The sequence below is a fragment of the Actinomadura macra NBRC 14102 genome, assembly GCF_001552215.1.
Lineage (GTDB): Bacteria > Actinomycetota > Actinomycetes > Streptosporangiales > Streptosporangiaceae > Spirillospora > Spirillospora macra.
This window is the reverse complement of the sequence record NZ_BCQT01000005.1, coordinates 130,427-154,927: the sequence shown is the minus strand read 5'-3', so window position 1 is coordinate 154,927 and position 24,501 is coordinate 130,427. Positions and strand designations below refer to the sequence as shown.

At 70.2% G+C, this 24,501-nt stretch carries 22 protein-coding genes; 8 read left to right on the top strand and 14 right to left on the bottom strand.

What is annotated here, in order from left to right:
* Positions 1-10 precede the first annotated feature (10 nt).
* Both AMA02S_RS08665 and AMA02S_RS08660 read right to left on the bottom strand, forming a co-directional pair.
* Entirely contained in the window at positions 11-883 is an 873-nt protein-coding gene (locus AMA02S_RS08665) for an isocitrate lyase/PEP mutase family protein (RefSeq protein ID WP_067454431.1), read from the bottom strand.
* Positions 884-1,510: 627 nt separating this feature from the next.
* Complete coding sequence (locus tag AMA02S_RS08660) at positions 1,511-3,037, bottom strand: alkaline phosphatase D family protein (protein WP_245667415.1); 1,527 nt, start codon at positions 3,035-3,037, stop codon at positions 1,511-1,513.
* A gap of 316 nt (positions 3,038-3,353) precedes the next feature.
* Here AMA02S_RS08660 and AMA02S_RS08655 point away from each other — a divergent pair, with 316 nt between their 5' ends.
* Complete coding sequence (locus AMA02S_RS08655; protein WP_067454425.1) at positions 3,354-3,767, top strand: cupin domain-containing protein; 414 nt, start codon at positions 3,354-3,356, stop codon at positions 3,765-3,767.
* 64 nt (positions 3,768-3,831) lie between these two features.
* Here the strand turns inward: AMA02S_RS08655 and AMA02S_RS08650 are convergent, their stop codons facing one another.
* The 4 genes from AMA02S_RS08650 to AMA02S_RS08640 all read right to left on the bottom strand — a co-directional run bounded on the left by AMA02S_RS08650 (position 3,832) and on the right by AMA02S_RS08640 (position 7,112).
* Complete coding sequence (locus AMA02S_RS08650; RefSeq protein WP_067454421.1) at positions 3,832-5,190, bottom strand: dicarboxylate/amino acid:cation symporter; 1,359 nt, start codon at positions 5,188-5,190, stop codon at positions 3,832-3,834.
* A 164-nt stretch (positions 5,191-5,354) separates the two neighbouring features.
* On the bottom strand, positions 5,355-5,453 hold the full coding sequence (locus AMA02S_RS44930; protein WP_369688381.1) for a putative leader peptide: 99 nt from the start codon (positions 5,451-5,453) through the stop codon (positions 5,355-5,357).
* A 116-nt stretch (positions 5,454-5,569) separates the two neighbouring features.
* On the bottom strand, positions 5,570-5,818 hold the full coding sequence (locus AMA02S_RS08645) for a hypothetical protein (RefSeq protein ID WP_067454418.1): 249 nt from the start codon (positions 5,816-5,818) through the stop codon (positions 5,570-5,572).
* On the bottom strand, positions 5,811-7,112 hold the full coding sequence (locus tag AMA02S_RS08640) for a PspC domain-containing protein (RefSeq protein ID WP_169806798.1): 1,302 nt from the start codon (positions 7,110-7,112) through the stop codon (positions 5,811-5,813). Before AMA02S_RS08640 ends, AMA02S_RS08645 begins: the two co-directional genes overlap by 8 nt.
* Before the next feature lie 143 nt (positions 7,113-7,255).
* Between AMA02S_RS08640 and AMA02S_RS08635 the strand changes: the two genes are divergently transcribed.
* From AMA02S_RS08635 to AMA02S_RS08625, 3 genes are all read left to right on the top strand, one after another.
* Entirely contained in the window at positions 7,256-8,479 is a 1,224-nt protein-coding gene (locus tag AMA02S_RS08635) for an ATP-binding protein (protein ID WP_084264892.1), read from the top strand.
* A complete protein-coding gene (locus tag AMA02S_RS08630) occupies positions 8,476-9,117 on the top strand; it encodes a LuxR C-terminal-related transcriptional regulator (protein WP_067454411.1) in 642 nt (213 codons plus the stop codon). Before AMA02S_RS08635 ends, AMA02S_RS08630 begins: the two co-directional genes overlap by 4 nt.
* 226 nt (positions 9,118-9,343) lie before the next feature.
* Positions 9,344-10,030, top strand: coding sequence for a DUF4190 domain-containing protein (locus tag AMA02S_RS08625; RefSeq protein ID WP_067454406.1), 687 nt, complete (start codon positions 9,344-9,346; stop codon positions 10,028-10,030).
* Between the two features lie 141 nt (positions 10,031-10,171).
* On the opposite strand, the gene AMA02S_RS08620 is transcribed toward AMA02S_RS08625, so the two are convergent.
* The 3 genes from AMA02S_RS08620 to AMA02S_RS08610 all read right to left on the bottom strand — a co-directional run bounded on the left by AMA02S_RS08620 (position 10,172) and on the right by AMA02S_RS08610 (position 12,575).
* On the bottom strand, positions 10,172-11,068 hold the full coding sequence (locus tag AMA02S_RS08620; protein WP_169806797.1) for a serine hydrolase: 897 nt from the start codon (positions 11,066-11,068) through the stop codon (positions 10,172-10,174).
* A 178-nt stretch (positions 11,069-11,246) separates the two neighbouring features.
* Entirely contained in the window at positions 11,247-11,705 is a 459-nt protein-coding gene (locus tag AMA02S_RS08615; RefSeq protein WP_067454399.1) for an SRPBCC family protein, read from the bottom strand.
* Between the two features lie 159 nt (positions 11,706-11,864).
* On the bottom strand, positions 11,865-12,575 hold the full coding sequence (locus AMA02S_RS08610) for a PIG-L deacetylase family protein (RefSeq protein WP_067454780.1): 711 nt from the start codon (positions 12,573-12,575) through the stop codon (positions 11,865-11,867).
* 120 nt (positions 12,576-12,695) lie between these two features.
* Between AMA02S_RS08610 and dhaK the strand changes: the two genes are divergently transcribed.
* From dhaK to dhaM, 3 genes are read left to right on the top strand one after another with little or no spacing between them, the layout of a single operon-like run.
* Complete coding sequence (dhaK, locus tag AMA02S_RS08605; protein ID WP_067454396.1) at positions 12,696-13,691, top strand: dihydroxyacetone kinase subunit DhaK; 996 nt, start codon at positions 12,696-12,698, stop codon at positions 13,689-13,691.
* The gene (gene dhaL / locus AMA02S_RS08600) at positions 13,688-14,335 is read left to right on the top strand and encodes a dihydroxyacetone kinase subunit DhaL (protein WP_245667414.1); all 648 of its coding nucleotides are present in this window, start codon (positions 13,688-13,690) and stop codon (positions 14,333-14,335) included. The genes dhaK and dhaL overlap by 4 nt, the downstream gene beginning before the upstream one ends.
* Positions 14,332-14,754, top strand: a complete 423-nt coding sequence (gene dhaM / locus AMA02S_RS08595; protein WP_067454391.1) for a dihydroxyacetone kinase phosphoryl donor subunit DhaM — start codon at positions 14,332-14,334, stop codon at positions 14,752-14,754. The genes dhaL and dhaM overlap by 4 nt, the downstream gene beginning before the upstream one ends.
* Here the strand turns inward: dhaM and AMA02S_RS08590 are convergent.
* Positions 14,740-15,099: a protealysin inhibitor emfourin gene (locus tag AMA02S_RS08590; protein ID WP_067454387.1), complete on the bottom strand. Its 360-nt coding sequence runs from the start codon at positions 15,097-15,099 to the stop codon at positions 14,740-14,742. The genes dhaM and AMA02S_RS08590 overlap by 15 nt on opposite strands.
* 124 nt (positions 15,100-15,223) lie before the next feature.
* The gene (locus AMA02S_RS08585; RefSeq protein WP_067454383.1) at positions 15,224-16,696 is read right to left on the bottom strand and encodes a gluzincin family metallopeptidase; all 1,473 of its coding nucleotides are present in this window, start codon (positions 16,694-16,696) and stop codon (positions 15,224-15,226) included.
* Between the two features lie 350 nt (positions 16,697-17,046).
* On the opposite strand from AMA02S_RS08585, the gene pcrA reads away from it, so the two are divergent.
* Positions 17,047-19,308: a DNA helicase PcrA gene (pcrA, locus tag AMA02S_RS08580; RefSeq protein WP_218004891.1), complete on the top strand. Its 2,262-nt coding sequence runs from the start codon at positions 17,047-17,049 to the stop codon at positions 19,306-19,308.
* Between the two features lie 48 nt (positions 19,309-19,356).
* On the opposite strand, the gene AMA02S_RS08575 is transcribed toward pcrA, so the two are convergent.
* The 3 genes from AMA02S_RS08575 to AMA02S_RS08565 all read right to left on the bottom strand — a co-directional run bounded on the left by AMA02S_RS08575 (position 19,357) and on the right by AMA02S_RS08565 (position 23,777).
* Entirely contained in the window at positions 19,357-19,998 is a 642-nt protein-coding gene (locus AMA02S_RS08575; RefSeq protein WP_157430479.1) for a DUF4360 domain-containing protein, read from the bottom strand.
* Between the two features lie 670 nt (positions 19,999-20,668).
* A complete protein-coding gene (locus AMA02S_RS08570) occupies positions 20,669-21,388 on the bottom strand; it encodes a hypothetical protein (RefSeq protein WP_067454381.1) in 720 nt (239 codons plus the stop codon).
* Between the two features lie 52 nt (positions 21,389-21,440).
* Positions 21,441-23,777, bottom strand: coding sequence for an ATP-binding protein (locus AMA02S_RS08565; RefSeq protein ID WP_067454378.1), 2,337 nt, complete (start codon positions 23,775-23,777; stop codon positions 21,441-21,443).
* Between the last annotated feature and the right edge of the window lie 724 nt (positions 23,778-24,501).

Below are 24,501 nucleotides of genomic sequence, written 5' to 3'. Positions count from 1 at the left end.
ATCGGACGGATCACACCAGGGCGTCCGCCAGTTCCCTTTCCAGCTTCGGATGGTTCCGGCTGATGTTGCGTTCCAGCAGCGCGAGCGACTCCTTGACCCCGATGCTCCCGGCCGTGACCTCGGGCAGCCGGCCCTCGTTCCCCTTGAGCCGCTGGAGCGCCTCGTCCATGGCGCTCTGGGCCGCGAACAGGCAGGGGGTGCTGTAGATGGCGACGTTCACCCCCAGATCGGCCAGCTCCGGCAGCGAGACGCGCGGCGACTTGCCGCCCGCGATCTGGTTGAACAGCAGCGGCTTGTCGCCGATCACCGCGCGGACCCGGTGGATCCAGTCGATGCTGCGGACGCCGTCCACCAGGACGACGTCCGCCTCGGTCTCCGCCAGCGCCTTGGCGCGGGCCAGGATCTCCTCTTCGTCGCTGGCGTCCGTGCGGGCGACGACGACGAGGTCCTTGCGGGTGCTGAGCACCATGTCGAGCTTTTCCAGGTACTCCGGCAGCGGCAGGATCCGCTTGCCGTCCACATGCCCGCAGCGCCGCGGACGCTGCTGGTCCTCCAGGATCACGCCGGACGCGCCGATCAGTTCCAGCTGCTCGATGACATGGCACGCGACCTCGGGGTCGACGTAGCCGTCGTCGATGTCGACCAGCAGGTGCTTGCCGGGGAAGGCGAGCCGCAGCCGCTGCACGAAGGCCACCATGTCCGGCCAGGCGATGAAGCCGATGTCGGGCAACCCGTAGTAGGACGCGGCGAACCCGAAGCCGGATACGAACAGGCCGTTGTAGTGCTGCGCGGCGACGGAGGCGGAGAACATGTCGAACACCCCGATGAGCGGGGTGACTCCATTCGACAGGATCTCGCGTCGTAGCTCGTCTCCGTAATTCACGTATCACTCCTCTGATCTTGTGTACCGGGGGAGGTGACCCGCCGGGCCGCCGTACCAAGAACTGATCACGGAATTATCGACATTCCGTGTGGTGAATAGTTACGCATCCAAGCTGTATAGAACAGGTAAGCCTTGGGTATGCGGTGAGTAAAATTGGACAGAAAAAGTCCGGTTTACACACCAATCTTCCGATTTATGATTCGGATAGTTGCGCCCGATCCGGTCCGATCGCCGACAGACACCCGTTATCCGCCGCCTCGCGTATGAAAGGCTGCATCGGATTCGGGGCCGCGCGGACACCGCGTTCGCCGCCGGAACCCGAGTAACCGGCCGCGTGCGCCCTGAGTTCCAGTTCTCGATAGGACGGCCTGACCGTTCTTTCGGCTGCCTAATGCTCCTGCCCAATTCCGACTGGGCATCGGGCGCGGGCCCGTCGCCGACGCGCTACGCCGCTCGCTGGTGCTTCGCGCGGCGAGTCTGGAGCGGCCCGGCTCCCGGGACGATGAGACGTGGCGGGGCCCGCACCTCGTCGGCGGCGGGGATCAGGTTTTCGCGGGGGTGACGGTGTCCGGTGGGTTCCAGAAAGGGCTGCTATCTTGCGGGATTCTGGCAGACTGTCGTCTGCTCTTATCGGATCGGAGTAAGAGCCTGGGTGTGAAGCGCCGTCCCATCAAGACTCCTCAGCCGGACGGTGAGGACCTGGGAACGGGCGTTGATGTCGACTTCGCCGAAGAATTGGAAACCCTCGGCGGGTGAGGTGTTGGCGTGCGGCGGAGCCTGGACGAACTTCAGCTGTGGTCCGAATGTGCCGTCAAGGGTGTTGGGACCGAAGGCGCCGGCGTTCAGCGGGCCCGAGACGAATTCCCAGAAGGGGTCGAAGTCGGAGAAGGCGGCCTTGGACGGGTCGTAGTAGTGGGCCGCCGTGTAGTGGACGTCAGCGGTGAGCCAGACCATGTTCCGGACGCGGTGCCTCTTGGCGTAGGAGAGGAGGTCGGCGATCTCGCGTTCGCGTCCGAGAGGGGCGCCGTTGTCGCCCTGCGCGGCGGCCTCCTGGGCGGTTCCGTCCGGGACGACCAGGCCGAGGGGGAGGTCGTTCGCGATGACCTTCCAGGTCGCCGTGGAGTGGCGGAGTTCGCGCTTGAGCCAGGCGGTCTGCTCGGCGCCCAGCAGCCCGTCCTTCTGGGTGGGGGAGTTGTTCGCGTCGTTCGGGGACTTGTAGGTGCGCATGTCCAGGACGAAGACGTCCAGCAGGGGGCCGTAGGAGATCTTGCGGTAGAGCCGGCCTGACCGGGCGGTCCTGACCGGGGTGTACTCGAACATCGCCCGGCGGGCGTGGGAGGCGAGGACGTCGACGCGCTTCTCGGTGTACTGCGGGAGGTCGAGGATCTCGCCGGGGTACCAGTTGTTGACGGTCTCGTGGTCGTCCCACTGGTAGATCGTCGGGACGCGGGCGTTGAACGCCTGGAGGTTGGCGTCCTGGAGGTTGTAGCGGAACTGGCCGCGGTACTCGGGGAGCGTCTCGGCGACCTTGGCCTTCTCCGCGGTGACGATGTTGCGCCAGATGCGGCCGTCCGGGAGCTTCACCGTCTCGGCGAGGGGGCCGTCGGAGTAGACGAGGTCACCGCTGCACAGGAAGAAGTCGGGGTCCAGCGCGCCCATCGCCTTGAAGATGCGGTAGCCGCCGAACTCGGGGGCGATGCCCCAGCCCTGCCCCGCGAGGTCGCCCGACCAGACGAAGCGGATGTCCTGGGGGCGGCGGGGCGCGGTGCGCAGGCGGCCGGGGACGGGCGCGGACGTGAGCCGGCCGTCCAGGTCGGCGAGGCGCACGCGATAGTGCAACTCCTCGCCGGGCGGCAGGCCGCGCAGCAGTGTCTTGCCGGTGAGGTCCGTGTCGGGGGTGAGGACGGGACCCTTGATCGTGCGGGCGTTCCGGAAGTCCGGGCGGCCGCTCAACTCGACCAGCATCCGGGACGGACGGTCCGCGCGGGCCCACACCACCGCCTCACGGGCGGTCACGTCGCCGCTCTGCACCCCGTGGGTCAGACGGGGGCGGTCCGCCCTGACGAGGGCCGCGGCCGGGCCGCCGGCGAGCAGGGCGACGGCGGTCCCGCCGGTCGCGATCAGGCCACCGCGCAGAACGCTCCGACGGTCCACGTCTCGTCGGTCCGTGTCTTGAACCACTGTTTCGTGAAGGACCGTGCTCTGCGGAAGCGTGCTTCGAGGGGGCATGGCGACTCCGTTCCGTTGATCTCAAGGCCGCATGCTCGCGGTTTCCGGCGGCCCGATGGTGGACGGACGGTGAACACGCGCGATCGACTTGACAACGCTCGGTGACTGAGTGTCTCCTGGACCCATGTCTGCGCGTCTGTCTCTCGGCCCTGTGGCTCTCCGCCGTGTGGCCAGCGCGCTGTGTCCTTCGTGTTGCCGCTGAATCTTTCGCACCGGCCCCACCACCGAAGGACATCTGGACATGGTTCCCGATCTCACCATGCGTGGTCAGGACGACCCGCACGGACGCACCATCACCGCCCGTCCGCCCACCGTCGGGCAGCTCGCGGCCCGCATCCATGACCTCGCCGCACGGCCCGGCGGCTGGTGGCGGCTCGTCGGCTTCGACGCCGTCCCCGTCACGATCTCGCTGGACGAGGTGGACGGCGTCCCCGCGTGGCTGGCGACCTGGCCGCCCGGCTACCGCACGACCGTGCACGTCCACGGCAAGACCCGGGTCAGCACACTGATCGCCGGTGAGCTGGCCGAGGTCGTCATCGCGCCGGACGGGGTGACCGAGCGGCCCCTGAAGGCGAACCGGGTGCGGGTCCACGGCAGCCGGACCCACGCGTTCACCAACCCGGGCCCCGCCTACGCGGTGACGTTGCACGCGTGAGCAACACATGACAGGACGAGGCGCCCCCCGGAAGGGACGCCTCGTTCCAGGATCGTGACGATCGTCAGGCCGGGGAGGGCTCGGGAGGGTGGGGCTTCCCGCGCCGCCCCTCCTCGCGCCGCTCTTCGGCGTGCCGCTCCGTACGGGTCTCGTCGGCCTCGGTGGAGGTCAACTCGATGGGCTTGCTGTTGAACACGTCGTCGTCCAGCAGGCCCTCCGACCGGGCCACGAGGATGGGCACCGTGAGCTGGCCGGCGACGTTCAGGGTCGTCCGGGCCATGTCGATGACCTTGTCGATCGCGATCAGGTAGCCGACCGCCTGGAGCGGCAGGCCGACCGTGGTGAGGGTCAGGGTCAGCGCGACCAGCGCCGGTCCCGGGGTGCCGCCGGTGCCGAGCTGGCCGATCACCGCGGCGAGCGCGATCAGGGCGTAGTCGGCGATGCCGAGGCTGACGCCGGTGTACTGGGCGACGAAGACCGCCGCGACCGCCGGGTAGATCGCGCCGCAGCCATCGAATTTGATCGTCGCGCCGAGCGGCTGGGCGAAGCTGGCGTAGTCGCGCTGCACGCCGTTGCGCTCGATCGACACCCGCTGGGCGATCGGCAGCGTGGCGATCGAGGACGAGGAGACGAATGCGAACTCCAGCGCCGGCCAGGAGTTGCGCAGGAACTTCAGCGGGTTCACGCGGCCGAACACCCGGAGCAGGGCCGGGTAGCCGAGCAGCAGCATGATGGCGACGGCCAGGTAGATCGCGCCGGTGAACTTGGCGAGGGGCTCCAGCGAGCTCGGGCCGTAGGTCGCCACCACCGAGCCGATCAGGAAGAACGAGCCGATCGGGGTGAGGCGGACGACCCACCACACGGCCTTCTGCATGACCAGGTAGAGGTCGTCGACGATGCCGGTGATGCGCTCGCCGCGCTCCCCGATCGCCACCAGGGCGGCGCCGAACAGCACCGCGAACGTGACGACGCCGAGGACATTGCCGTCCGCCATCGCCTTGACGATGTTGGACGGGAACAGGTTGTGCAGGACCTGCGTCCAGGTGACCGGGTCGGTCTCGGCGCTCTCGCTGGCCAGCTTGCCGAGGCCCTCGCCCGGCTTGACGATCAGGGCGACGGCCAGCCCGATGGCGGTGGCGATGGCCGAGGTGACGACGAACCAGCCGAGGGTCTTGCCGGTCAGCCGGGCGACGCTGCCGACGTTGCGCAGCCGTCCGACGCTCACCACGATCGCGGCGAACACCAGCGGGACGACGACGATCTTGAGAAGGCTGATGTAGACGTCGCCGAACGGGTCGAGCCAGTCCTCGGCGGTCTTCTGGCCGTCGGCGAAGTTGTAGATCAGGACGCCGGTGGCGGCGCCGAGCACGAGCGACAGCACGATCTGCTGCCAGAAATGCCATTTCCAGACGCGGAGGTTCACTGAAGGTTCTCCAGGCGCGGTCGCCGCGCGGACCCAGGGGTGGCGGGCGCGGCGGCGAGTGGGTGGAAGGGAGAAGAGGGGGCGGGAGGCTGGTCGGGGGAGCGACGGCCACCCAGTGGGTCGGGCCGGTCCGGCCCGGGACGGCCGTCAGTGGGGACGGCTGCTCAGGCGTGACACAGCACGCTGGCGAGGCGGCACAGGTCCACGTGCAGCCGGGCCACGAGCAGAACGCTCTTCTCGGAGAACTTCACGGCTTGCCTCAACGACGGGTATGGACCGGACGTTCCCGATCCCTCGCATGATCTATACCACAATGATCGGAAACCGGCGATAACCCGCCGTGTCTGTTCACGGTCACCGCGGGAGGGTGTCGCGTGGGTCAGCGGAGGGTACGGCGGCGTCCCCGGGTCAGCACCCGGACGGTCCCGACCAGGCCGAGGCCGATCAGCACGACCGGGACCAGCGCCGTGGTCGGCAGGATCGGCTCCCCGGCGAGCCCCTCGGCGAGGAAGAGCCCCGCCAGGGTGAGGAAGAACAGCCCGGTGACGGGCCCGGCGGGGTCGAACCGGCGGCGCACGCGCGCCGGACGGCCGTCCCTGGTGTCTTCGGGCATGGTGTCCTCAGCCACGGTTCACCTCCACGTCTCCGACCTTCCCGCGGATGCGCAGGACGATCTCCGGCGGGTTCTTCACGGTGGGCACCTCCGGCTCCAGCACCCGCTGCACCTTGGCGTTGGGTCCGCTGGTCGTGCGCAGGTCCACGCGCACGTCGCCGAGGCCGATCCGCGCGTCCAGCCGGATGCGCGCCGATCGCGGCACCCTGACCCGCAGCTCGCCGACCATGATCCTCGCCTCGATGGTGACCCGCTGTCCCGGAGCGAGCGGCAGCGCGGTGAGGTCGAGCGTGCCCTGACCGACCCCGATCTTGTACTCCTGGTTCGTGCGGCTCGCGTCGGTGGGCCGCCACTCCACGTCCCCGTACTGGGCGTTGCGCGGCAGTTCTCCGGCGACGGACGTGGTGAGCAGCGCCAGTGTGAGCACGGTGCCCGCGGTGGCGAGACCGCGGGTGCGCAGCCAGCCGCCGGTGACCAGGCCGAGGCCGATCACCGCGAGCGCGGGCGCCATGACGATCAACCACGAGTCCGGTGCCGGGTAGCCGCTCGCGACCGGGATCATCGCCGCCCCCACGGCCATGGCGGCCAGGAGCGTGATGGACGCGGCGGGCGAGTTGCCGCGCTCTCGCCGCGCCTGGGGCACGTCCGAGTAGCGGAGGGCGGTGGCGCCGGTCTCCGTGGCCGCGTGCGATGCCCGCCCGTACGCGCCCAGGTCGATCATTCCCTCGGGCAGCCCGCCCCCGGTGCCCGGCGTCGGCTCCTTGCCCAGCGAGACCTCGGACGGGGCGGACGGTTCCCGGGGCGCGGACGGCTCCGGCGGATGCCCCGCGAGCCGTTCCGGTACGGTCCGGGCGACCGAGACCAGGTCGACGCCGCGCGCGTGCGAGACGAGCAGGACCAGCCCGAACACGACCATGATCGCGATGGCGTCGCTGGACACGCCGCCGAACAGGCTGCCCGCGACGCCCACGCACAGCAGCGCACCGAGGATCGTCAGCACCGCCGGGGCGTCGAACCAGCGCCGGACGACCTGCTCCACCGGCGACGACCCGCCCGGTCTCGCGGGCATCAGCAGCGCCGCCGCGATGTAGAGGATGATCCCTTGCCCGTGCGCGAGGACGAGGATCGCGAACCCCACCCGGTACACGACGGGATCGATGCCGGTGTAGCGGCCCAGCCCGGTGCACACCCCGGCCAGCACGCGCCTTTCGGGGTCGCGGGCGAGCCGCCGGTACTCCGGCTCCGCCGGCTCCCGTGTCGCGCCGGTCGGCTGCTCCTCGTCGGTGATCGGCCTGTGCTCGTCGCCCATGGTCACCATGGTGCTGCCACGCGCCCGTGCGCGGTATCCGGGAGGTCCCTGACACGACCCTGGGAAATGGGCCAGGGACGGCCCCTGATGCGTGCGGCTCTCCGGCGTGTGACGATCGTTGACGTGGGGGATTGCGAGGAGCGATGGAATCGGTGACCGGCCCGTCCGATGAGACGGGTCGCCCCGGCGCGACGGCGGGCCCTGGCGGCCAGCCGCCGCGGCTGGAGCGCGCGGCGCGCGGCCGGCTCGTGGCCGGGGTGGCCCGCGGTCTGGCCCTCCACCTCGGCGTGGACGTCCTGATCGTCCGCGCCGCGTTCGTCCTGCTCGCGGTGGCGAGCGGCCTCGGGGTCGCCGCCTACGCCGCGTTCTGGGTCCTCCTCCCGCGCGGGGACGAGGACAACGCCGCGCTGCCGGCAGCCGCTTCCGGGCGGCGGCGGGACTGGGGCCAACTCCTGGCCTACACGGCGGTGGGGGTGGGCCTGGCGGTCCTGCCGCTCGGCGCCGGGATCGTGCAGTGGGCGCTGTGGCCGTTCGTGGTCGGCGGCGTCGGCGCGGCGATCCTGTGGCAGCAGGCCGACCGCGACCAGCGGCAGCGGTGGGTGCTGCCGCTGCGCCAGCGGTGGCTGCGCAGCCTGCTCGGCCTGCTGCTGGTCGTCGGTGGCATCGGCGGGTTCGTCGCGCAGAAGGTGGACGCCGGGCAGGCCCGCTCCGTCGTCATCGCCATGCTGATCATCCTCACCGGTGTCGCGGTGATCGTCACGCCGTGGGTGGTGCGGCTCTGGCAGGACCTGGACGCCGAGCGGCATGAGCGCATCCGCTCCCAGGAGCGCGCCGAACTCGCCGCGCACATCCACGACTCGGTGCTGCACACGCTGACGCTCATCCAGCGGAACGCCGCCGACACCCGCGAGGTGCAGCGTCTCGCCCGTTCCCAGGAGCGGACGCTGCGCACCTGGCTCTACCAGCCGCGCGCCGATCCCGACCAGACGTTCGCCGCGGCGATCCGGGAGATCGCCGGGGAGGTCGAGGACGACCACGGCGTGCCGATCGAGATCGTCTGCGTGGGCGACACCGTCCTGGACGAGCGGATCGGCGCGGCGCTCCAGGCCGCGCGGGAGGCGATGGTGAACGCGGCCAAGTACGCCGAGGCGCCGTCGGTGTCGGTGTACGCCGAGGTGGAGGGCGAGGAGATCGCCATCTTCGTCCGCGACCGGGGCAAGGGATTCGACCTCGACCAGGTCCCGGACGACCGGATGGGCGTCCGGGGGTCCATCATCGGACGTATGGAGCGCAACGGCGGCAAGGCCACCGTCCGTACCGCGCCGGGCGAGGGCACCGAAGTGCGTTTGGAGATGAAGAAGACGTGAGCGAGGCGTTGAAGAGGGTCGTGCTGGTCGATGACCACCAGATGTTCCGGACGGGCGTCAAGGCCGAGTTGGGCGGCGGCGTGGAGATCGTCGGGGAGGCGGGCGACGTCGACGAGGCCGTCACCGTGATCAAGGCCGTCCAGCCGGACGTGGTGCTGCTGGACGTGCACCTGCCGGGCGGCGGCGGGATCGAGGTGCTGCGCCGGCTGCACGGCAACGTCGCGTCGAAGTTCCTCGCACTGTCGGTGTCGGACGCGGCGGAGGACGTGATCGGTGTCGTCCGCGGCGGGGCGCGCGGCTATGTGACCAAGACCATCTCGGGGCCCGAACTGACCGACGCGATCGGACGGGTCGCGGAGGGTGACGCGGTGTTCTCGCCGCGGCTCGCGGGCTTCGTGCTGGACGCGTTCGCCGCGACCGACGTGCCGGCCGTCGACCCGGAATTGGACCAGATCACCCAGCGGGAGCGGGACGTGCTGCGGCTCATCGCCCGGGGCTACGCCTACAAGGAGATCGCCAAGGAGTTGTTCATCTCCGTCAAGACGGTGGAGACGCACGTCAGCAGTGTGCTGCGCAAACTCCAGTTGTCCAACCGGCACGAGCTGTCGCGCTGGGCGGCGGCCCGCCGGCTCGTCTGAACGGCGCGTGGTGGCGGGTGAACGGTGAGTGAGTCCGTGGATCTTTACGCAATGGTTCAGGGATGACTGAGAGCAAATTGTAATGTCGGTTTTTGCCGCATGGTGATCAGGCGTGGGCCGCGATATGCAAAAGTCGCTCCTCATGACCTATCCCCCTGGACCCCCTGGACCCGGACAGCCGGGTATGGATCCGCCGCCACCGCCCGTACCGCCCTCGCCTTATCCCATGCCCGGTGAACCGTCCTCGTACGGCTCCGGGCCTCCGACCAGCAACAAGACCAACGGTCTGGCCATCGCGGCCTTCATCACCGGGCTTCTCGGCTGCCTCGGTGTGCTCGGCCTGATCCTCGGTGTGATCTCGCTCCGGCAGATCGGGAGGAACGGTGGCAAGGGCCGCGGTCTGGCGATGGCCGGCATCATCCTGTCGTGCCTGTGGGTCGTGGGCGGCATCGGCGGCTACCTGCTGCTCGGCGACGACTCCTCCGGCACTGGCAAGATCGCCAAGCCGAAGATCAGTTCGACCAAGCCCAAGAGCGTCGACGCCAAGAAGATGAAGGTCGGCGACTGCATCAACGACAACTCCGGCGCGTCCACGTCGACCTCGACGGACGGCCCGGTGGAGGTCGAGAGCGTCAAGGTCGTGCCGTGCACCGGGCCGCACGACGGCGAGGTGCTCGCCGCTTTCAAGCTCGGCGGGCTCTTCCCGAGCGAGAACGAGATGAGCCAGAAGGCATCGGCCGGCTGCAAGCGGCTGATGGCTCCCAGGCTGCGCCGCGACCCCGCCGCCGCCAGCCTCGCGACGTCCTACTACTACCCGACGGCGGAGTCGTGGACCCGAGGCGACCGCGACGTGACCTGCGTCGCCGTGCACGCCACGGAGGGCAAGAAGCTCACCCGCCCGATCCGCCGCTGACGGACGTCCCGCACGCTGGGCGGCCGGCCCGCCGCCCGGTCCTGGACAGTCCTCCGCCGGCGACCCGCCGCGGTCACGACGAGACGCGGGCATCTCCACGATGCCGGCCCCGATACCCCGCTGACCGGTGCCTCGGCGGGGCTACCGGCGCATGGTGGATACCACGAGGTCGGCCATGTGCTCGACGGTCGTGATCCCGGATTCCATCGTGGGGTTCTCACCGCTGCAGACCGCCACGAGGAAGTCGTGGTCCGGTCCGGTGATCCGGCCGATGCTGTTGATCGCCCAGCCGCTTCCCTGCTCGTGGACGGGCGTCCAGCCGTTCTTCAGCGCCACCCGCTCGCCCGGCCGCGCCGCCGCGCTGACACCCCACGCCTGCTCGCGCAGCACCGAGCCCATGAGGCCGAGGATGTACTGGCGCCCGGACGCGTCGAGGGGGCCGCCGGCGGCCAGGGCGCCGAGCAGCCGGACCTGGTCGGCCGGGCTCGTCAGGGACGAGCCCCACGAGGTCTGGAAGGGCGTGGTCTGGGTCAGGCCGAGCCGCTGGTTGGCCTTCCGGATGCCGGAACCGTAGCCGGACTGGGCGTACAGGGCGTCGGCCGCGGAGTTGTCGCTCTCCCGGATCATCTGCTTGGCCAGGTCCTTCTCGTTCTCGGACAGGCCCCGGCGGTCGTTCTGCCGCTGGAGCAGCAGCCCGGTCAGGATGTCGACCTTCATGATGCTCGCGGAGACGAAACGAGCCTTCTCGTTCTCCCCGAAGGACCATCCGGTGCGCAGGTCGAGCGCCATCACGCCCGCCCTGCCCGGCCGCTGCGCGTTGTAGGCGCGGACGGTCCGCCGCAGTTGCACCGTGTCGAGCGGACGCCGCTCCGCCACCGCCCCGGCGGCCCGGTCGCCGCTGATCGGTTCGGCGGCGCCCGCCTGGACGCCCTTCTTGCGAGCGGGCTCGTCCGACATGATCCAGTGGGCCGTCAGCCCCGCCCCGGCGGTCGCCGCGGCGCTCGCCGCCAGGGCGAGCACGATGAGTTGGCGTCGCATCGATCCCCCGATTCGCGCGACGGCGGCCGCCCCCGGAGCCGCCATGATCACTGGCGGCCCTACCCGGGTCCGTCCATATGCTCACCTGGCGGCGTTACGCCCGTACGGACTCTTTGTCGTCCATTACCGGCTTGCGGGAATGCAGACCCCTCCGGAAGGTGCTCCGCTGGTCACCCGCTCAGAGCGCGCCGGGGAGCCGCGCCGGGCAGCCGGGTTCGCAGCGCTCGGAATGCCAGGCGATCCGGCGGGCGTACGCGTCGAAGCGGCGCCGCAGCCTGCGGCGGGTGAGCGGCCCGGCGCCGAGGAGCCGCGGCTCGAACGCGCCGTGCCAGCGGATGAGGGTGTCGGTGCCGTGCGGCTCCAGGGTGATGTCGGCGCGGAACCCGCGCGGCGCCGGCCCGGCGATCGTGATGTAGGCGTAGTGCCGCGGCGGGTCCCACTCCACGACCTCCTCGCGGCTGCGGGCCACGCGCCGGACGGCACCGATCCCGTTCGGGTGCCCGTCGCCCGCGCGCTCCCGCCGGGGCCTGATCCAGAACGTGCCCCACTCGTCCCATGCCTCCGCGACGCACAGATGCTTGAAGATCACTTCGGGTGCGGCGAAGGACGTTGCGGTGGCCTCGATCTCCAGTGACATGTCGACCCCCCGAGTTCGGCCCGCGCCCGCTCTCCGGCCGCCTCCGGGCGGTCGCGCACGCGCGTGGCCCGGGTTTCATGCCCGATTTCGGGGAGATTACGGCTTGTGAGGGTAGGGATTGGAACGTGACAACAGGGCGATCGAGGGGGTCGCTCCGGCTCAGGCCGTGTTGACGACCTGGAACGACTCGGCGAGCCGTCCGTCGGGCAGGCCGGCCATCGTCGCGTTCCCCGACATCCAGCCGCGCAGCATCTGCGGCAGCCCGTCCCCCATCTGACCCGTCTGGCTGGCGTGCGCCCGCAACGCGCTCACCTTGCGCTCGAACCGGTCGGTGACGTCCACGAAGTGGTTCAGGTTCGCGGCCGGGCCGCCGCTGATCCACACCTCCCGGACTGTCCAGGCGCCGAGGCCCTCCTCGGCGAGCAACTCGGGGAACGCGTACGGATTGCGAGCGTCGGGGTAGACGGCGTCCAACGCGGCCGAGCCGACCGCCCGGTGGTCGGGGTGGCTCGGATAGATCCGCTCGTAGTTGCGCTCCGGGCTCGGCATCACCACCCGGTCGGGCCGCACCTGCCGGATCACCCGGGAGATGTCGCGGCGCAGGTCCAGCGTCGCCTCGACCCGCCCGTCGGGACGGCCGAGGAAGCGAACGTCCTCCACCCCCACGCACTTGGCCGCGGCGCGCTGCTCGTCCCGCCGTAGCGCCGCCATCTCGGGCCGGGTGATCCCGTCGTCGAACCCGCCCGCGTCGCCGTCGGTGACCATCAGGTACACCACCTCGATGCCCCGGTCGGTCCAGCCCGCCACCGTCCCCGCCGCGCCGAAGTCGACATCGTCCGGGTGCGCCATCACGGCGAGGATCCGCTGCATCTCGCCGTCGTCCAGAACATTGGTCACGAAATCCACCCTATGCGGCGATCCAAGACCCCGGTGCGGAGCTGATCGCGATTGGGCCTGGGACGGGACGCCCCACCGGGGTAGAGCTGAGACATGCGCAAACTCATCAACGCCCCGGCGGACGTCGTCCCGGACGCGCTGCGCGGCCTCGCCGCGGCCCATCCCTCGCTGCGGGTCGACGCGGCGAGCGGGACGGTCGTGCGGGCGGACGCCCCGCGCGCCCGGAAGGTCGGCCTGGTGTCGGGCGGCGGCTCCGGCCACGAGCCGCTGCACGTCGGGTTCGTCGGGCACGGGATGCTGGACGCCGCGTGCCCCGGCGAGGTGTTCACCTCGCCGGTCCCGGACCAGATCATCGCCGCGACCATGGCGGTGAACGGTGGCGCGGGCGTCCTGCACGTCGTGAAGAACTACACCGGTGACGTCCTGAACTTCCGGATGGCCGCCGAACTGGCCGAGGACGAGGACATCGAGGTCGCGGCCGTCGTGGTCGACGACGACGTCGCCGTCGAGGACAGCACCTACACCGCCGGACGGCGCGGCACCGGCGCGACGCTGTTCGTCGAGAAGATCGCCGGTGCGCTCGCCGAGGAGGGCGCCGACCTCGCCGCCGTCGCGGCCGTCGCGCGGGAGGTGAACGAGCGCAGCCGCTCGTTCGGTGTCGCGCTGTCGCCGTGCACGGTGCCCGCCGCCGGGGCGCCCACCTTCGAGCTGGCCGAGGACGAGATGGAGCTCGGCATCGGCATTCACGGCGAGCCGGGCCGCGAGCGCGTCAAGGCCGGCACGGCCGCCGAGATCGTGGACGCCGCGCTCAGCGCGATCGACGCGGACCTGCCCGTCTCCGGGACCGAGCTGCTGGTGCTGGTGAACGGGATGGGCGGCACACCGCTGATCGAGCAGTACGTGGCCTACGCGGCGGCGGCCGAGTGGCTGGCGGCGCACGGCGCGACGGTCGTCCGCCCGCTGGTCGGCCCGTTCGTCACCAGCCTGGAGATGGCCGGGTGCATGATCAGCGTGTGCCGGCTGACACCGGAACTGACCCGGCTGTGGGACGCGCCCGTCCAGACCCCGGCGCTGCGGTGGGGACGGTGAGCGCCGCGGTCCTGACATCCCGCCTCGCGGCCGGCTGGATCCGGCACGCCGCAGGGCTCGTCTCCGCCGACGCCGAGCACCTCACCCGGCTGGACGCGGCCATCGGCGACGGCGACCACGGCCTCAACCTCGACCGCGGATTCACCGCGGCCGTCGAGGCGATCGGCGCGCTGCCCGGGGACGCGCCGCCCTCCAAGGTCCTCATCACCGCGGGCCGCGCGATCGTGTCCAAGACCGGCGGCGCGTCCGGCCCCCTGTACGGGACGGCGCTGCGCCGCGCGGGCAAGGCCGTCGCCGACCTGCCCGAACTCGACGCCGTCACGCTCGGGACCGCGCTCACCGCCGCGCTGGAGGGCGTCCAGGAACTCGGCGAGGCCACCGAGGGCGACAAGACGATGGTCGACGCGCTGATCCCGGCCGTCGCCGCCTACCAGGCCGCCGTCGCTGGCGGCGCGGACCTCGCGTCCTGCGCGCGCGCCGCTAGCGACGGTGCCGCCCAAGGGGCTGACGCGACCGTTCCATTGCAGGCGCGTAAGGGACGCGCCAGCTACCTGGGCGCGCGCAGCGTCGGCCACATGGACCCGGGCGCCTCGTCCACGGCCCTCATCCTGCGTGGCCTGGCTGACGTGATCATGGAGGGATGACGTCCATGGTCGGAATCGTCCTGATCTCGCACAGCCGTACCCTCGCCGAGGGCGTCGCCGAACTGGCCCGCGCGATGGGCGTCGGCAAGGCCGTCGTCGAGCCCGCCGGGGGAGACGCGAGCGGCGGGCTCGGCACCAGCATCGACCTGGTAGAACGTGCCGTCACCGCCGCGGACGGCGGGGACGGCGTCCTGCTGCTCGCCGACCTGGGCAGCTCCGTCCTCACCGCCAGGACCTTCATCGAGGACGCCGAGGACGAGGAGACCGTGACCGCCGTCGTCCGCCTCGCGGACGCGCCGCTGGTGGAGGGCGCCGTCGCCGCCGCGTCCATGGCCGCCACCGGAGCCGACCTCGACACCGTGCACGCCGCCGCCGAGTCCGCCCGCGACCTCCGCAAGCTGGGATCAGGTGGCCGTTAGCAGAGCGATCAGAGGATCCGACGTGGGATCGCCGCGCACCTCGAACACGCGCCGCGCGACGGCTGCGCCCCGCTCCGCTTCGCTGTGCACCCCACCCTCGGTGCCCGCCTCGGTGCCCGGCTCGGTGCCCGCCTCCGCGCCCGGCTCGGTGTCGGTCACGGTGACACGGTAGGACGGGAGGTCGGCGCCGATCTCCGCCACGTCGTCGCGCGTGCCCGCCGCCAGCGCCTCCACGGCGTCCTGGACACGCTCAGCCTGGCCTGGGGGCAGGTCGGCGGTGTCGTAGTGCGCGATCACCACGTCCCGCCCCGCGAAACCCCCGGTGCTCTCCACCGTCACGCGCATGACTCGTCCACCTTCCGGGCCGGACGGCGCCGGCCCACCTCCCCGGTCGTCATGCCCGCCAACGGACATCACGACCGGGGACGGGCCCGCCGATCACGATCATCTCGTCCCGCCGGGCCGGGATCTACGTGCTGAAGGCCCGGCGGAGCTCGTCGAGCTCGTTCCGGAGGATGTCGTCGTCCTCCAGCGGGTCGCGCTTGGCGAGCCGCTCGGAGTCGATGACGCGGTACTCGGGCATCTGCATCGTGCCGCAGCAGAGGGACCTGTCCTGCTCGGCCAGCAGGCTCGCCGAACGCTCGTCGAACGGTTCGACCTCGGTGATGTCCTGGCCGTCACCGGTGTAGTCCGCCTCGGTCATCCTCATCTCGCCGCTTAGCAGATCGCGCAGCGGGGTCGCCGCCGTCGTGATCTCGCGGACCGCGAACCGGTTGCGGATGAACGTCCGGTAGATCGCGGGGTCGCCGCGGCTCGCCGAGATCTGCAGCATCTTGTTCGCCACGTCCACGTACCCGGCCCCCACCGCCGGGGCCGCGACGATCGCGTCGAACAGCAGCTTGCACAGGGCGGCCGCGACCTCGATCAGCACGACCGCCGGGTCCTTGGTGCGGCGCTGCCGGGCCAGCTCGAACGCGTAGATGTCGGCGAGCACGTCGTAGATCGCGCCGGTGAACACCTGCGAGATCGCATGCACCTCGTTGCCGACCTGGCTGAGCTTGAGGTCGTTGTCGGCGTTGCGCAGTCCCGTCGGCTTGCCGAGCGCCGCGCCGAACTCCTCCGCGACCGCCGACAGGAACGACTTGTCGTGCAGGTTGGCCTTGGTGAGCGCCACCAGCGCGTCCGCCTGGTCGGGCTGCGCCAGCGCGAGGAACACCGCCGACAGGTCGCCGAACGACTCGTGCAGGCCACCGGTCTGCGGCGGGTTGCCCGTCCCGAGCCAGCCGGGCTTCAGCCCGTCCAGCACCGCGTGGCCGGTCTCGTGCGAGACGATGTCGAGCGACCGGCACGTGAACACCGTCGTGGACGCGGGCTGCCCCTGCGGGGTGAAGAACAGGAACTTCAGCGCCTTCGCGGTCCGGCTGTAGAACGCGTTCGCCCCCTGGCCCGCGCGGGGGAACACCGAGATCCGGTCGGTGCTGCCTCCGACGTTCCAGGCGAACGGGATCGGGTCGCCGCCGTTGTGCCGCTCGTACATCGTCAGGGTCTCCCGGACGACGGCGAACGTGTGCGCGCAGTCGAACTGCGGCGAGTTCGGGGTAAAGATGAAGTCGCCGTTGATATTGCGCGCGACCGGGGTCACATTCGGCAGCACGGTCGTGATGCGCGCGTCCGTCGGGCCGTTCAGAACGACCGTCGGGACGAACACCGGCCGGACCCCGAGGACGGTGACCGACGGGTCCTGTTTGTAGACGAGGAAACGGTGACCGGTCACCGCGGGTGCCGGCACCGGCACCGCACGCTCGACCGGACGGCGGGCGGTCTGCACCGCCCCCTCGACACGGAGCCGCGGCGCCAGTTCCTCGGCGCGCGTTTCGGGGACCTCCGTGCCCCATGGGACGCGGTCCTGCTCGTGAACCTGGAGCTCCTGGTGGATCGTCATCGGCGCCACCTTCCGTCACCGTGCGTGGGCCCCTGGTGGCCCAACGCGTCTGCGGGTGGACGTGCGGGAGCCGCGGCAGGGATGCAGATCCCCCCGGTGGCTGGTCCGATGTCGGGCCGGGGGCCCCCGCGCGCCGCCCTGCGCGATTTACGCTCCGCCCGTCACAGAGCAGAGTCAAGCCAACGAGAGGCCACACTGAACCGGTTGACCTCATCCGGACTGGTGACCTTGGACGAACGGCCCGGTGACCTTGAGTGAACGACCCGGTGCGCTCGGGCGACGGGTGAGCAACCCGCTGGTACCGGCGAGCGCGCCGAAAACGTCCGTGGCGCGCCGTAGAATCGCACGTGATGTCGAAGACCGAAGCTCACCCCTTGCTCGATGGCCTCAACCCGCAGCAGCGTGCCGCCGTCGTGCACTCCGGCGGCCCCCTGCTGATCGTCGCGGGCGCCGGTTCGGGCAAGACCCGCGTGCTCACGCACCGCATCGCCCATCTGCTCGGCGAACGGGACGTGCACCCCGGCCAGATCCTGGCGATCACGTTCACCAACAAGGCCGCGGCCGAGATGAAGGAGCGCGTCGACGCCCTCGTCGGCCCGCGCTCGCGCGCCATGTGGGTGATGACGTTCCACTCCGCCTGCGTCCGCATCCTGCGCCGCGAGGCCAAGCGCCTGGGCTTCCCCACGAGCTTCTCGATCTACGACCAGGCCGACGCGAACCGCCTCATGGCCCTCGTCTGCCGCGAACTGGACCTCGACCCCAAGCGGTACCCGCCGAAGTCGTTCAGCGCCCAGGTCTCCAACCTGAAGAACGAGCTGATCGACTACGAGACGTTCAAGAACCGCGCCTCCACGCACATGGAGCAGACGCTCGCCGAGGCGTACGAGATGTACCAGGCGCGCCTCCAGCAGGCCGGCGCGATGGACTTCGATGACCTGATCATGATGACGGTCAACCTGCTCCAGGTGTTCCCGGAGGCCGCCGAGCACTACCGCCGCCGTTTCCGCCACGTCCTCGTGGACGAATACCAGGACACCAACCACGCGCAGTACGAACTCGTCCGCGAGCTGACGGCCCCTGTGACCGAGGTGGGTGCGGCCGAACTCTGCGTGGTCGGCGACGCCGACCAGTCGATCTACGCGTTCCGCGGCGCCACGATCCGCAACATCCTGGAGTTCGAGCGCGACTACCCCGAGGCCACCACCATCCTGCTGGAGCAGAACTACCGCTCCACGCAGACGATCCTCTCCGCCGCCAACGCGGTCATCGAGCGCAACGCCGACCGCAAGCCCAAGAGACTCTGGTCCGACCAGGGCGAAGGCCACAAGATCACCGGCTATGTGGCCGACAACGAGCACGACGAGGCCGCATTCGTCGCACACGAGGTCGACAAGCTCACCGACGCCGGCGACGCCCGCCCCGGCGACGTCGCGGTGTTCTACCGCACCAACGCCCAGTCCCGTGTCTTCGAAGAAGTGTTCATCCGCGTCGGCATGCCGTACAAGGTCGTCGGCGGCGTCCGCTTCTACGAGCGCAAGGAGATCCGCGACCTCCTCGCCTACCTGCGCGTCCTCGCCAACCCCGAGGACACCGTCTCCCTGCGCCGCATCCTGAACGTCCCCAAGCGCGGCATCGGTGACCGCGCCGAAGCCTGCGTCGAGGCCCACGCCTCCCGCGAGCGGATCTCGTTCTGGCAGGCCCTCCGCCGTCCCGAGGACGTCCCGGGCATGGCGACCCGCTCGATCAATTCCGTCCGCGAATTCGTCGCCCTGCTGGACGAACTACGCGCCGCCGCCGCGTCCGCGACCCCGGCCCAGCTGGTCGACCAGATCCTCACCAAGAGCGGCTATCTCGCCGAACTCCAGAACTCCAAGGACCCGCAGGACGAGACCCGCATCGAGAACCTGCAGGAGCTCGAAGCCGTCGCCCGCGAGTTCGAGGAGAGACTCGACGGCGAAAGCGCCGAGGGCCGCCTCCCCGACTTCCTCGAACAGGTCGCCCTGGTCGCCGACGCCGACTCCATTCCCGGCGGCGCCAAGGGCGGCCCTGTCCCTCCGGGCGAGCAGCCTGAGGAGACCGACCAGGGTGTCGTCACCCTCATGACCCTGCACACCGCCAAGGGCCTGGAGTTCCCCGTCGTCTTCCTCACCGGAATGGAGGACGGCGTCTTCCCCCATTTGCGCGCCATGAGCAATCCCAAGGAACTGGAAGAGGAACGCCGCCTCGCCTACGTCGGCATCACCCGCGCCCGCCAGCGCCTCTACCTCTCCCGCGCGGCGATGCGCAGTTCCTGGGGGGCACCGCAGGTCAACCCGCCGTCCCGCTTCCTCGGCGAGGTCCCGAAGGTCCTGATCGCCTGGGAGCGCGAGGCCTCGTCCACCTCGTCCCCGGCGATGTCCCGGATGGCGGCTCGTCCCGGCGTCCGCTCCCCGGGAAACCGTGAGGTTCCCGCCCTGTCCGCGGGCGACAAGGTCACCCACGACTCGTTCGGCCTGGGCACCGTCGTCTCCGTGGACGGCGCCGGCGACAAGGCCGCCGCCAGCGTTGACTTCGGCGGCGAGTACGGCGTCAAGCGCCTCGTCCTGCGCTACGCCCCCGTGGAAAAGCTCTAGCGACGCACGGAACCCCCGGCCCGGGCCGGGGGTTCCGAGATCTTGAGGTCAGCAGCGCTTCCACGCGAAGTGGTACGTGACACTGCCGCGCGTCGTGTCCGTCGCCAGGAAGCTGACCTTGGACTCGTCGTCGCCCGGAGTCACACGCAGTTCCGTGTTGACGTTGAGGTTCCGCTCCTCGCCGCAGGGCTTGTAGAGCAGCTCGTCCTTGTTGAGCCTCTCGTTGACCCGCCACTCGCCGAAGTAGCGGCCCTTGATGGTCCGCTGGATGGTCCGGCTCTCCTGGCTGCCCTGGAAGTAGTAGTTCGTCCTCTGCACGCCGACGGCGTCGGGCTGCAGACCGGCGAAGCCGCGGTGGTCGAGTCCTCGGACCGCGTAGGTGTAGCCGGGGCTCTTGACCTGGAGGCTCAGCTGGCAGTTCTTGCGGGAGTTCGTCGGCGAGGCGTCGCCGCCCGCGTAGACAAGGTAGTCACTGTAGGTCACCGTAAAAGAGGACTTGTCCTCGGAAGACGTCACCGTGGCCGTTCCGGCTGGACAGCCGGAACCGTTGACGGTCGCGACCTCGACGGTCGCGTTGTCGGGCGCCGCGGTGTCGTCGTCGGCGGTAGCCGCGGGAGCGGGGGAGGCGATCATGACGGACAGGCCGAGGGCGCCCACCGCCGTGATCATCGTGTGTTTCACATTCATCATCGGGGTCTTCCATGTCAATTGGCGGAAGTCCAGCACGGCCCGGCTGGCCGTCCCGGCCGGAATTTCCGAACTATCGACGATCGCGACTTCGGGGCTGGTCACGTCGCATCCGGTAATTCCTCCGTGACGGTAATCCCGCCATGTGAAGGGGGTCAATGCCGTCTTTTTCGATCCACATTCAACCTTAACTTTTTTAACTCACCCCATCCGAGCACACCAGATACCCGCGGGTACTGTTGTCGACTCTCGTCCGTCTGGGCAGGTCAGGGCCGTAAACTAGTCACCTGATACCACATCGATCCCGGAAAAAACTTCTATGAGATCACGATTTCCGCACAGCCTCTACAAGAGCTCATAACAGGAGTCAGGTGAAGAACGAGGAGAATCGGCGGTATCTCCCGTGAGGACTGTCATGGAATGTCAAAATCCAGGAGCTCCGCAATCGCCTCAGCGGACCCCGCCGACCACGGCATCTAATAGTCAGTAGTCGAACGGTTACCCGAACCGCGGTCAGTTGCGGCGGCCAGACAGGCGGAACAGCCCCGCAAGTCGGCAGCGAACCACGCACCGCACGAGCCCCCACCGACCCACCACCCGCATCCGGCCTCGGCCGCACAGCTGGCTGCCTCCGCCCCCACTGCCCTACAGGGTTCTTCGGGAGGGAGGCGCGTCACGTTCGAGGCCCGGGGCTCACGGGGCGTAGCCAGGCGGGTGCTCTGGTCTCTTTGACGGTGATCTCCGCCCGCCCGTACAGGCCCGGGGAGCTTGCCGGGTCATGGCGGATGACTTCTTCGAAGAACCAGTCAGAGGCGATCACCGCGAGGACATGGGGGGAGGCGTCGAGTGCTTCCTTGATGGCGGGGGCGTCCAGCAGGCGAAAGGCATGGGTGAGCGCATTGCCGGTCGCTCCCTGCGCGTCGTGCCGGACCTCGCCCGCGTGCAAGGCCAGGCGGAGCCGGATTCTCGACTCCTCTGCGTGGATCTGGTTGTGCTCGTCCAATGCCGCGGTGAGCGCGGGTGGCAGCCCGGCGGACAGCCGGGCCTTGGGAACCTCGGACGGCACCAGCACCAGGGCGCCGTCTCCGCGGTCCTCGTGATAGCAGTCTCCCCAGTCCGCTCCGGACCGGTCGAAGGCGGTGTGGAGCGCGCGGTACAAGCCGTCCCGGACGGCGACCTGGTGCGGAGTCGTCCTGCGATCGTCACCGAACTTCGCGACATCCACACAGACGATCGTGTGGTGGACGGACGGGCCCGAGGTCGCACGATGCGGTTCGCCGCGCAGGTCATGCGCGGCGCCGTCCGAGCCGCTGATCACTTGGTTGTGGTCGCCGACGACGAGTTGCCCGGCGAAGTCGCCGCCGATCCGGATTCCGGGGTTCCGGGGCGTCATGGCACGCAACCTCTCTGATGTCGGTCGACGCTGATGTCGGTCGACGCTGTTCTCAGTCGACCTTCACGGTCATCGATACATCGCCTGTGACGACGAACTCGCAGGGGCGGTCGCCCGGAGCGCCCGCGGGGCACGGTGACGGCCACGTCGGCTGCCCCGTGGACGGATTGGACGCGGTGCCGATGGGCGTCAGGGTGATCCGGTCGCCCTGCTTCGTCCCGCTGAGGTTGGTGCACGAGTTCTGTGAGCAGCGGCCGAGCGTCCCGCCGTTCCGGCTGATCTCGACCTCGCCGGGACCGGTGACCGTGACCGAGAGCGAGGCGGGCGCCGGGTCGGCGTCGCCGGTGGCGCCGAACAGCTTGATCTCCTGGGGCGCGGCCGAGCCGCCCGACAGTCCCAGGCCGGGCAGGACCACGGTCGCCTCGTATTTCATGTTGGCGACCGGTCCGGGGTCGAATGTCAGCCCGAGGAGGCAGCGGGAGCCCGGCAGGATGATCCCGAAGCCGCAGGTGTCGTCGATGGCCTTGCGGAAGTGCCCCTCACCGCCCCTGATCGACCAGTTCGGCCCGTCGAGCCGCCGGTCGCACACCGGGAACGTCCAGACGGAGTGCCATTCGGGGTTGTAGCGGTCGTCGCGCGGTTTGAACGTGCCGAAGTCGTGGGGCTTGGGCTGCTCCGCGACGCAGTTGGATCCGCCCCTGCCGCCGTTGCCCTGCCTCTGGCCCTGGCTCTTGTCTTCCTCGTTCTTCCCGTTCGAGCCGTTTCCGTTGCCGCCGTTTCCGTTCCCGTTGTCGTGCGGCGCCGATGACAGCGACGTCTGCGGGAGTCCGGCGCGGGTCGTGGGGCTGGTCAGACCCCCGTTGGACGACGCGGGCGTCCAGCCGAGACCCATCGCCGCGATCGTGCCGCCGACCACCACCGTGGCGCACGCTCCGAGGACGGACGGCTTCGCCAGCAGGCTCTTGGAGGCCGTGGCCGCGCCTCCTTTGGCGGAGCTCGCACCCGCCAGATGCTTGCCCGTGAGCAGCGCCGTCCCGACCGCCGCACCGACGAGGGCGCCCTTGGTGAGAGCCTTGCGGCGCAGGTGTTCCTGCTGCTCGAAGTACGCCTCGTCGTCCGCGGCGCGTAAGGCGCGCGATGCCTGGCGGCCCAGGGCGAGGACGCGGCGCCACGCCCCCCACCGCAGAGTCAGGCACAAGGCCGGAGCCGTGGCCTTGGCCAGGTCTCGGGCAGCGGCGTAGTGGCCCTCCTCGTAGGCCGTCTCCAGGACCGTGACCACAAGGGTGCCGGTGGCCGCGACCTCGTCCGCGCCCGCCGACCGTGCCCAGGCCGCGAGGACCGCGGCGCGGCGCCCCGGTTCCGTCGGCGGGTCGTCGCGTGTGACGCTGCGGGCGAGGGGCCCGCACAGGCTGTACCCGCTGCCTTCCCGGACGACGAGACCGGCGTCGGCCAGGCGCCCGAGCACATCCTCCGCGTCGTCCTCGCCGAGTTCCTCGGTCAGGTCGGCCACGAGCGGGGCCGGCACCGCGACGCCCTCGGCGGCGCGCACGGTGGTCAGGACGGCCCGCGCCGTGTCGCCGAGGCCCGTGGCCAGCGCGTCGGCCAGCATCTCCCGGTCGGCGGGAACGTCGGTGACGGTGGCCGACCGAAGGGCGGACGCGGCCTGGACGAGCGCGGCGGGATGCCCGTCCACCGACCTGGCGAAACGCTCGGCGAGCCGTCGCTCGTCCGCCGAGCAGTCCCTGCGGATCTCCCGCACGAGCAACTCGGCGGCGCGGTCCTCTGGTAACCCGGCGAGTGCGATCGTCTCGCCGTCCCACGGCACCCGGTTCGCGGTGGAGACCACGAGTCCGCAGCCGGGCAGCGCATCCAGGAGCTTCGCGAGGTCGGCGGCGTCCCCACCGGCGTCGTCGACGACGACGAGCGCGTTGATCGTTCCCATCAGGCGCCGGAGTTGGGGCTGGGCGGGCCGGTAGTCGCGGGTGTCGTAGCAGGCTTGGAAGAGTTCCTGGAGGACGTCGTCCATGTCCATACCGGCGGCCGACAGGAACACCACGTCCGTGCCGGCGGCCTCGCGTCGAGCGGCCACGGTACGCAGCAGCGCGGACCTGCCGACGCCCGACGGCCCCGTCACCTGGACGGGCATCCGCTCGTCGAGGAGCCCTCGGATGCGGTCGAGGTCGTCGTCGCGGCCGAGGAGATCGGGCTCGCCGAACGGCAGCGGCGTCCCGGCCGGGCGGCTGCGAGGCCGGGGCGCGGGCATGGACTCATGCCGGACCACCACCTCGGTGACCCCGTCCGAGTGGACGACGACGTTGTTGTCCCCTACGACGAGCTGACCTTGGAACGCGCCGCCAACGCTGATCTGGTTATCCCCGTCACCGGCCATACCGGCCTCCCGCCAGGCCCTAGAGCGGAGCTCTCAGCAAGGAAATTACAAGCCGGACCTGATCAGGTGGGCCATTGACCCTAAGTGGCCAATGTATCGCTCTGTGGCAGGTGACGCGGCGAGACGCCTTTCGCTCAGGTCCGCGGCGGAGGTGGAGGAGGTTCACGTGACGTGTGTCCAGGACGATCCCGGTCGTCCTGGTCGAGAAGTTGAAGCTCGATGCGGGCCGGTAAGGTCATCTGCAACACGCATGTGACTCCTTACGTGCTTGCGGGCGCCATCCACACACCTCCCAAACGCGCTCCTTTGCGCACGCACCATCGCAGTCCCTCACGCCTACTTCATCACTCCGATCCGACCACTCTCATGACGCTCAATACCTGGCCACTCCCGTCACTTCCCCCGAGCGCTCCAGCCACTCCAGAGCACGGTTTCCAGTCGTTTTCTCAGGAGCCCTTCCCGAGCATTCTTCAGCGTCTCCCTGAGTGCTCCCGAAACAACGTCCCGGGCGTTCCCAAGGTCCTCCAGGGTGCTTCTCAAGGCCCTCCCAGACACTCCCGACGTTTCCCGGAAACGCCTCGACGTCCTCCCGCAAACGTCTCCACACCCAGTGCGGGCGCTCCCTAACCCTCTCCCCGACCTCTCCTCGCCTTCTCCCTGACACTCCCCAGCCCCCTCCCAGGCCCTCCAACCCCCTCCCAGGCACCCCTAAGCGCCGTCCTCA

What these genes read in the sequence shown, in the direction of transcription:
- AMA02S_RS08655 (WP_067454425.1), top strand. Translation starts at nt 3,354, where the DNA reads ATGGTTCCCGATCTCACCATGCGTGGTCAGGACGACCCGCACGGACGC.
- AMA02S_RS08640 (WP_169806798.1), bottom strand. Translation starts at nt 7,112, where the DNA reads ATGGGCGACGAGCACAGGCCGATCACCGACGAGGAGCAGCCGACCGGC.
- AMA02S_RS08635 (WP_084264892.1), top strand. Translation starts at nt 7,256, where the DNA reads ATGGAATCGGTGACCGGCCCGTCCGATGAGACGGGTCGCCCCGGCGCG.
- AMA02S_RS08625 (WP_067454406.1), top strand. Translation starts at nt 9,344, where the DNA reads ATGCCCGGTGAACCGTCCTCGTACGGCTCCGGGCCTCCGACCAGCAAC.
- AMA02S_RS08620 (WP_169806797.1), bottom strand. Translation starts at nt 11,068, where the DNA reads ATGCGACGCCAACTCATCGTGCTCGCCCTGGCGGCGAGCGCCGCGGCG.
- AMA02S_RS08615 (WP_067454399.1), bottom strand. Translation starts at nt 11,705, where the DNA reads ATGTCACTGGAGATCGAGGCCACCGCAACGTCCTTCGCCGCACCCGAA.
- AMA02S_RS08610 (WP_067454780.1), bottom strand. Translation starts at nt 12,575, where the DNA reads ATGCAGCGGATCCTCGCCGTGATGGCGCACCCGGACGATGTCGACTTC.
- dhaK (WP_067454396.1), top strand. Translation starts at nt 12,696, where the DNA reads ATGCGCAAACTCATCAACGCCCCGGCGGACGTCGTCCCGGACGCGCTG.
- dhaM (WP_067454391.1), top strand. Translation starts at nt 14,332, where the DNA reads ATGACGTCCATGGTCGGAATCGTCCTGATCTCGCACAGCCGTACCCTC.
- AMA02S_RS08590 (WP_067454387.1), bottom strand. Translation starts at nt 15,099, where the DNA reads ATGCGCGTGACGGTGGAGAGCACCGGGGGTTTCGCGGGGCGGGACGTG.
- AMA02S_RS08585 (WP_067454383.1), bottom strand. Translation starts at nt 16,696, where the DNA reads ATGACGATCCACCAGGAGCTCCAGGTTCACGAGCAGGACCGCGTCCCA.
- pcrA (WP_218004891.1), top strand. Translation starts at nt 17,047, where the DNA reads ATGTCGAAGACCGAAGCTCACCCCTTGCTCGATGGCCTCAACCCGCAG.
- AMA02S_RS08575 (WP_157430479.1), bottom strand. Translation starts at nt 19,998, where the DNA reads ATGATGAATGTGAAACACACGATGATCACGGCGGTGGGCGCCCTCGGC.
- AMA02S_RS08570 (WP_067454381.1), bottom strand. Translation starts at nt 21,388, where the DNA reads ATGACGCCCCGGAACCCCGGAATCCGGATCGGCGGCGACTTCGCCGGG.
- AMA02S_RS08565 (WP_067454378.1), bottom strand. Translation starts at nt 23,777, where the DNA reads ATGGCCGGTGACGGGGATAACCAGATCAGCGTTGGCGGCGCGTTCCAA.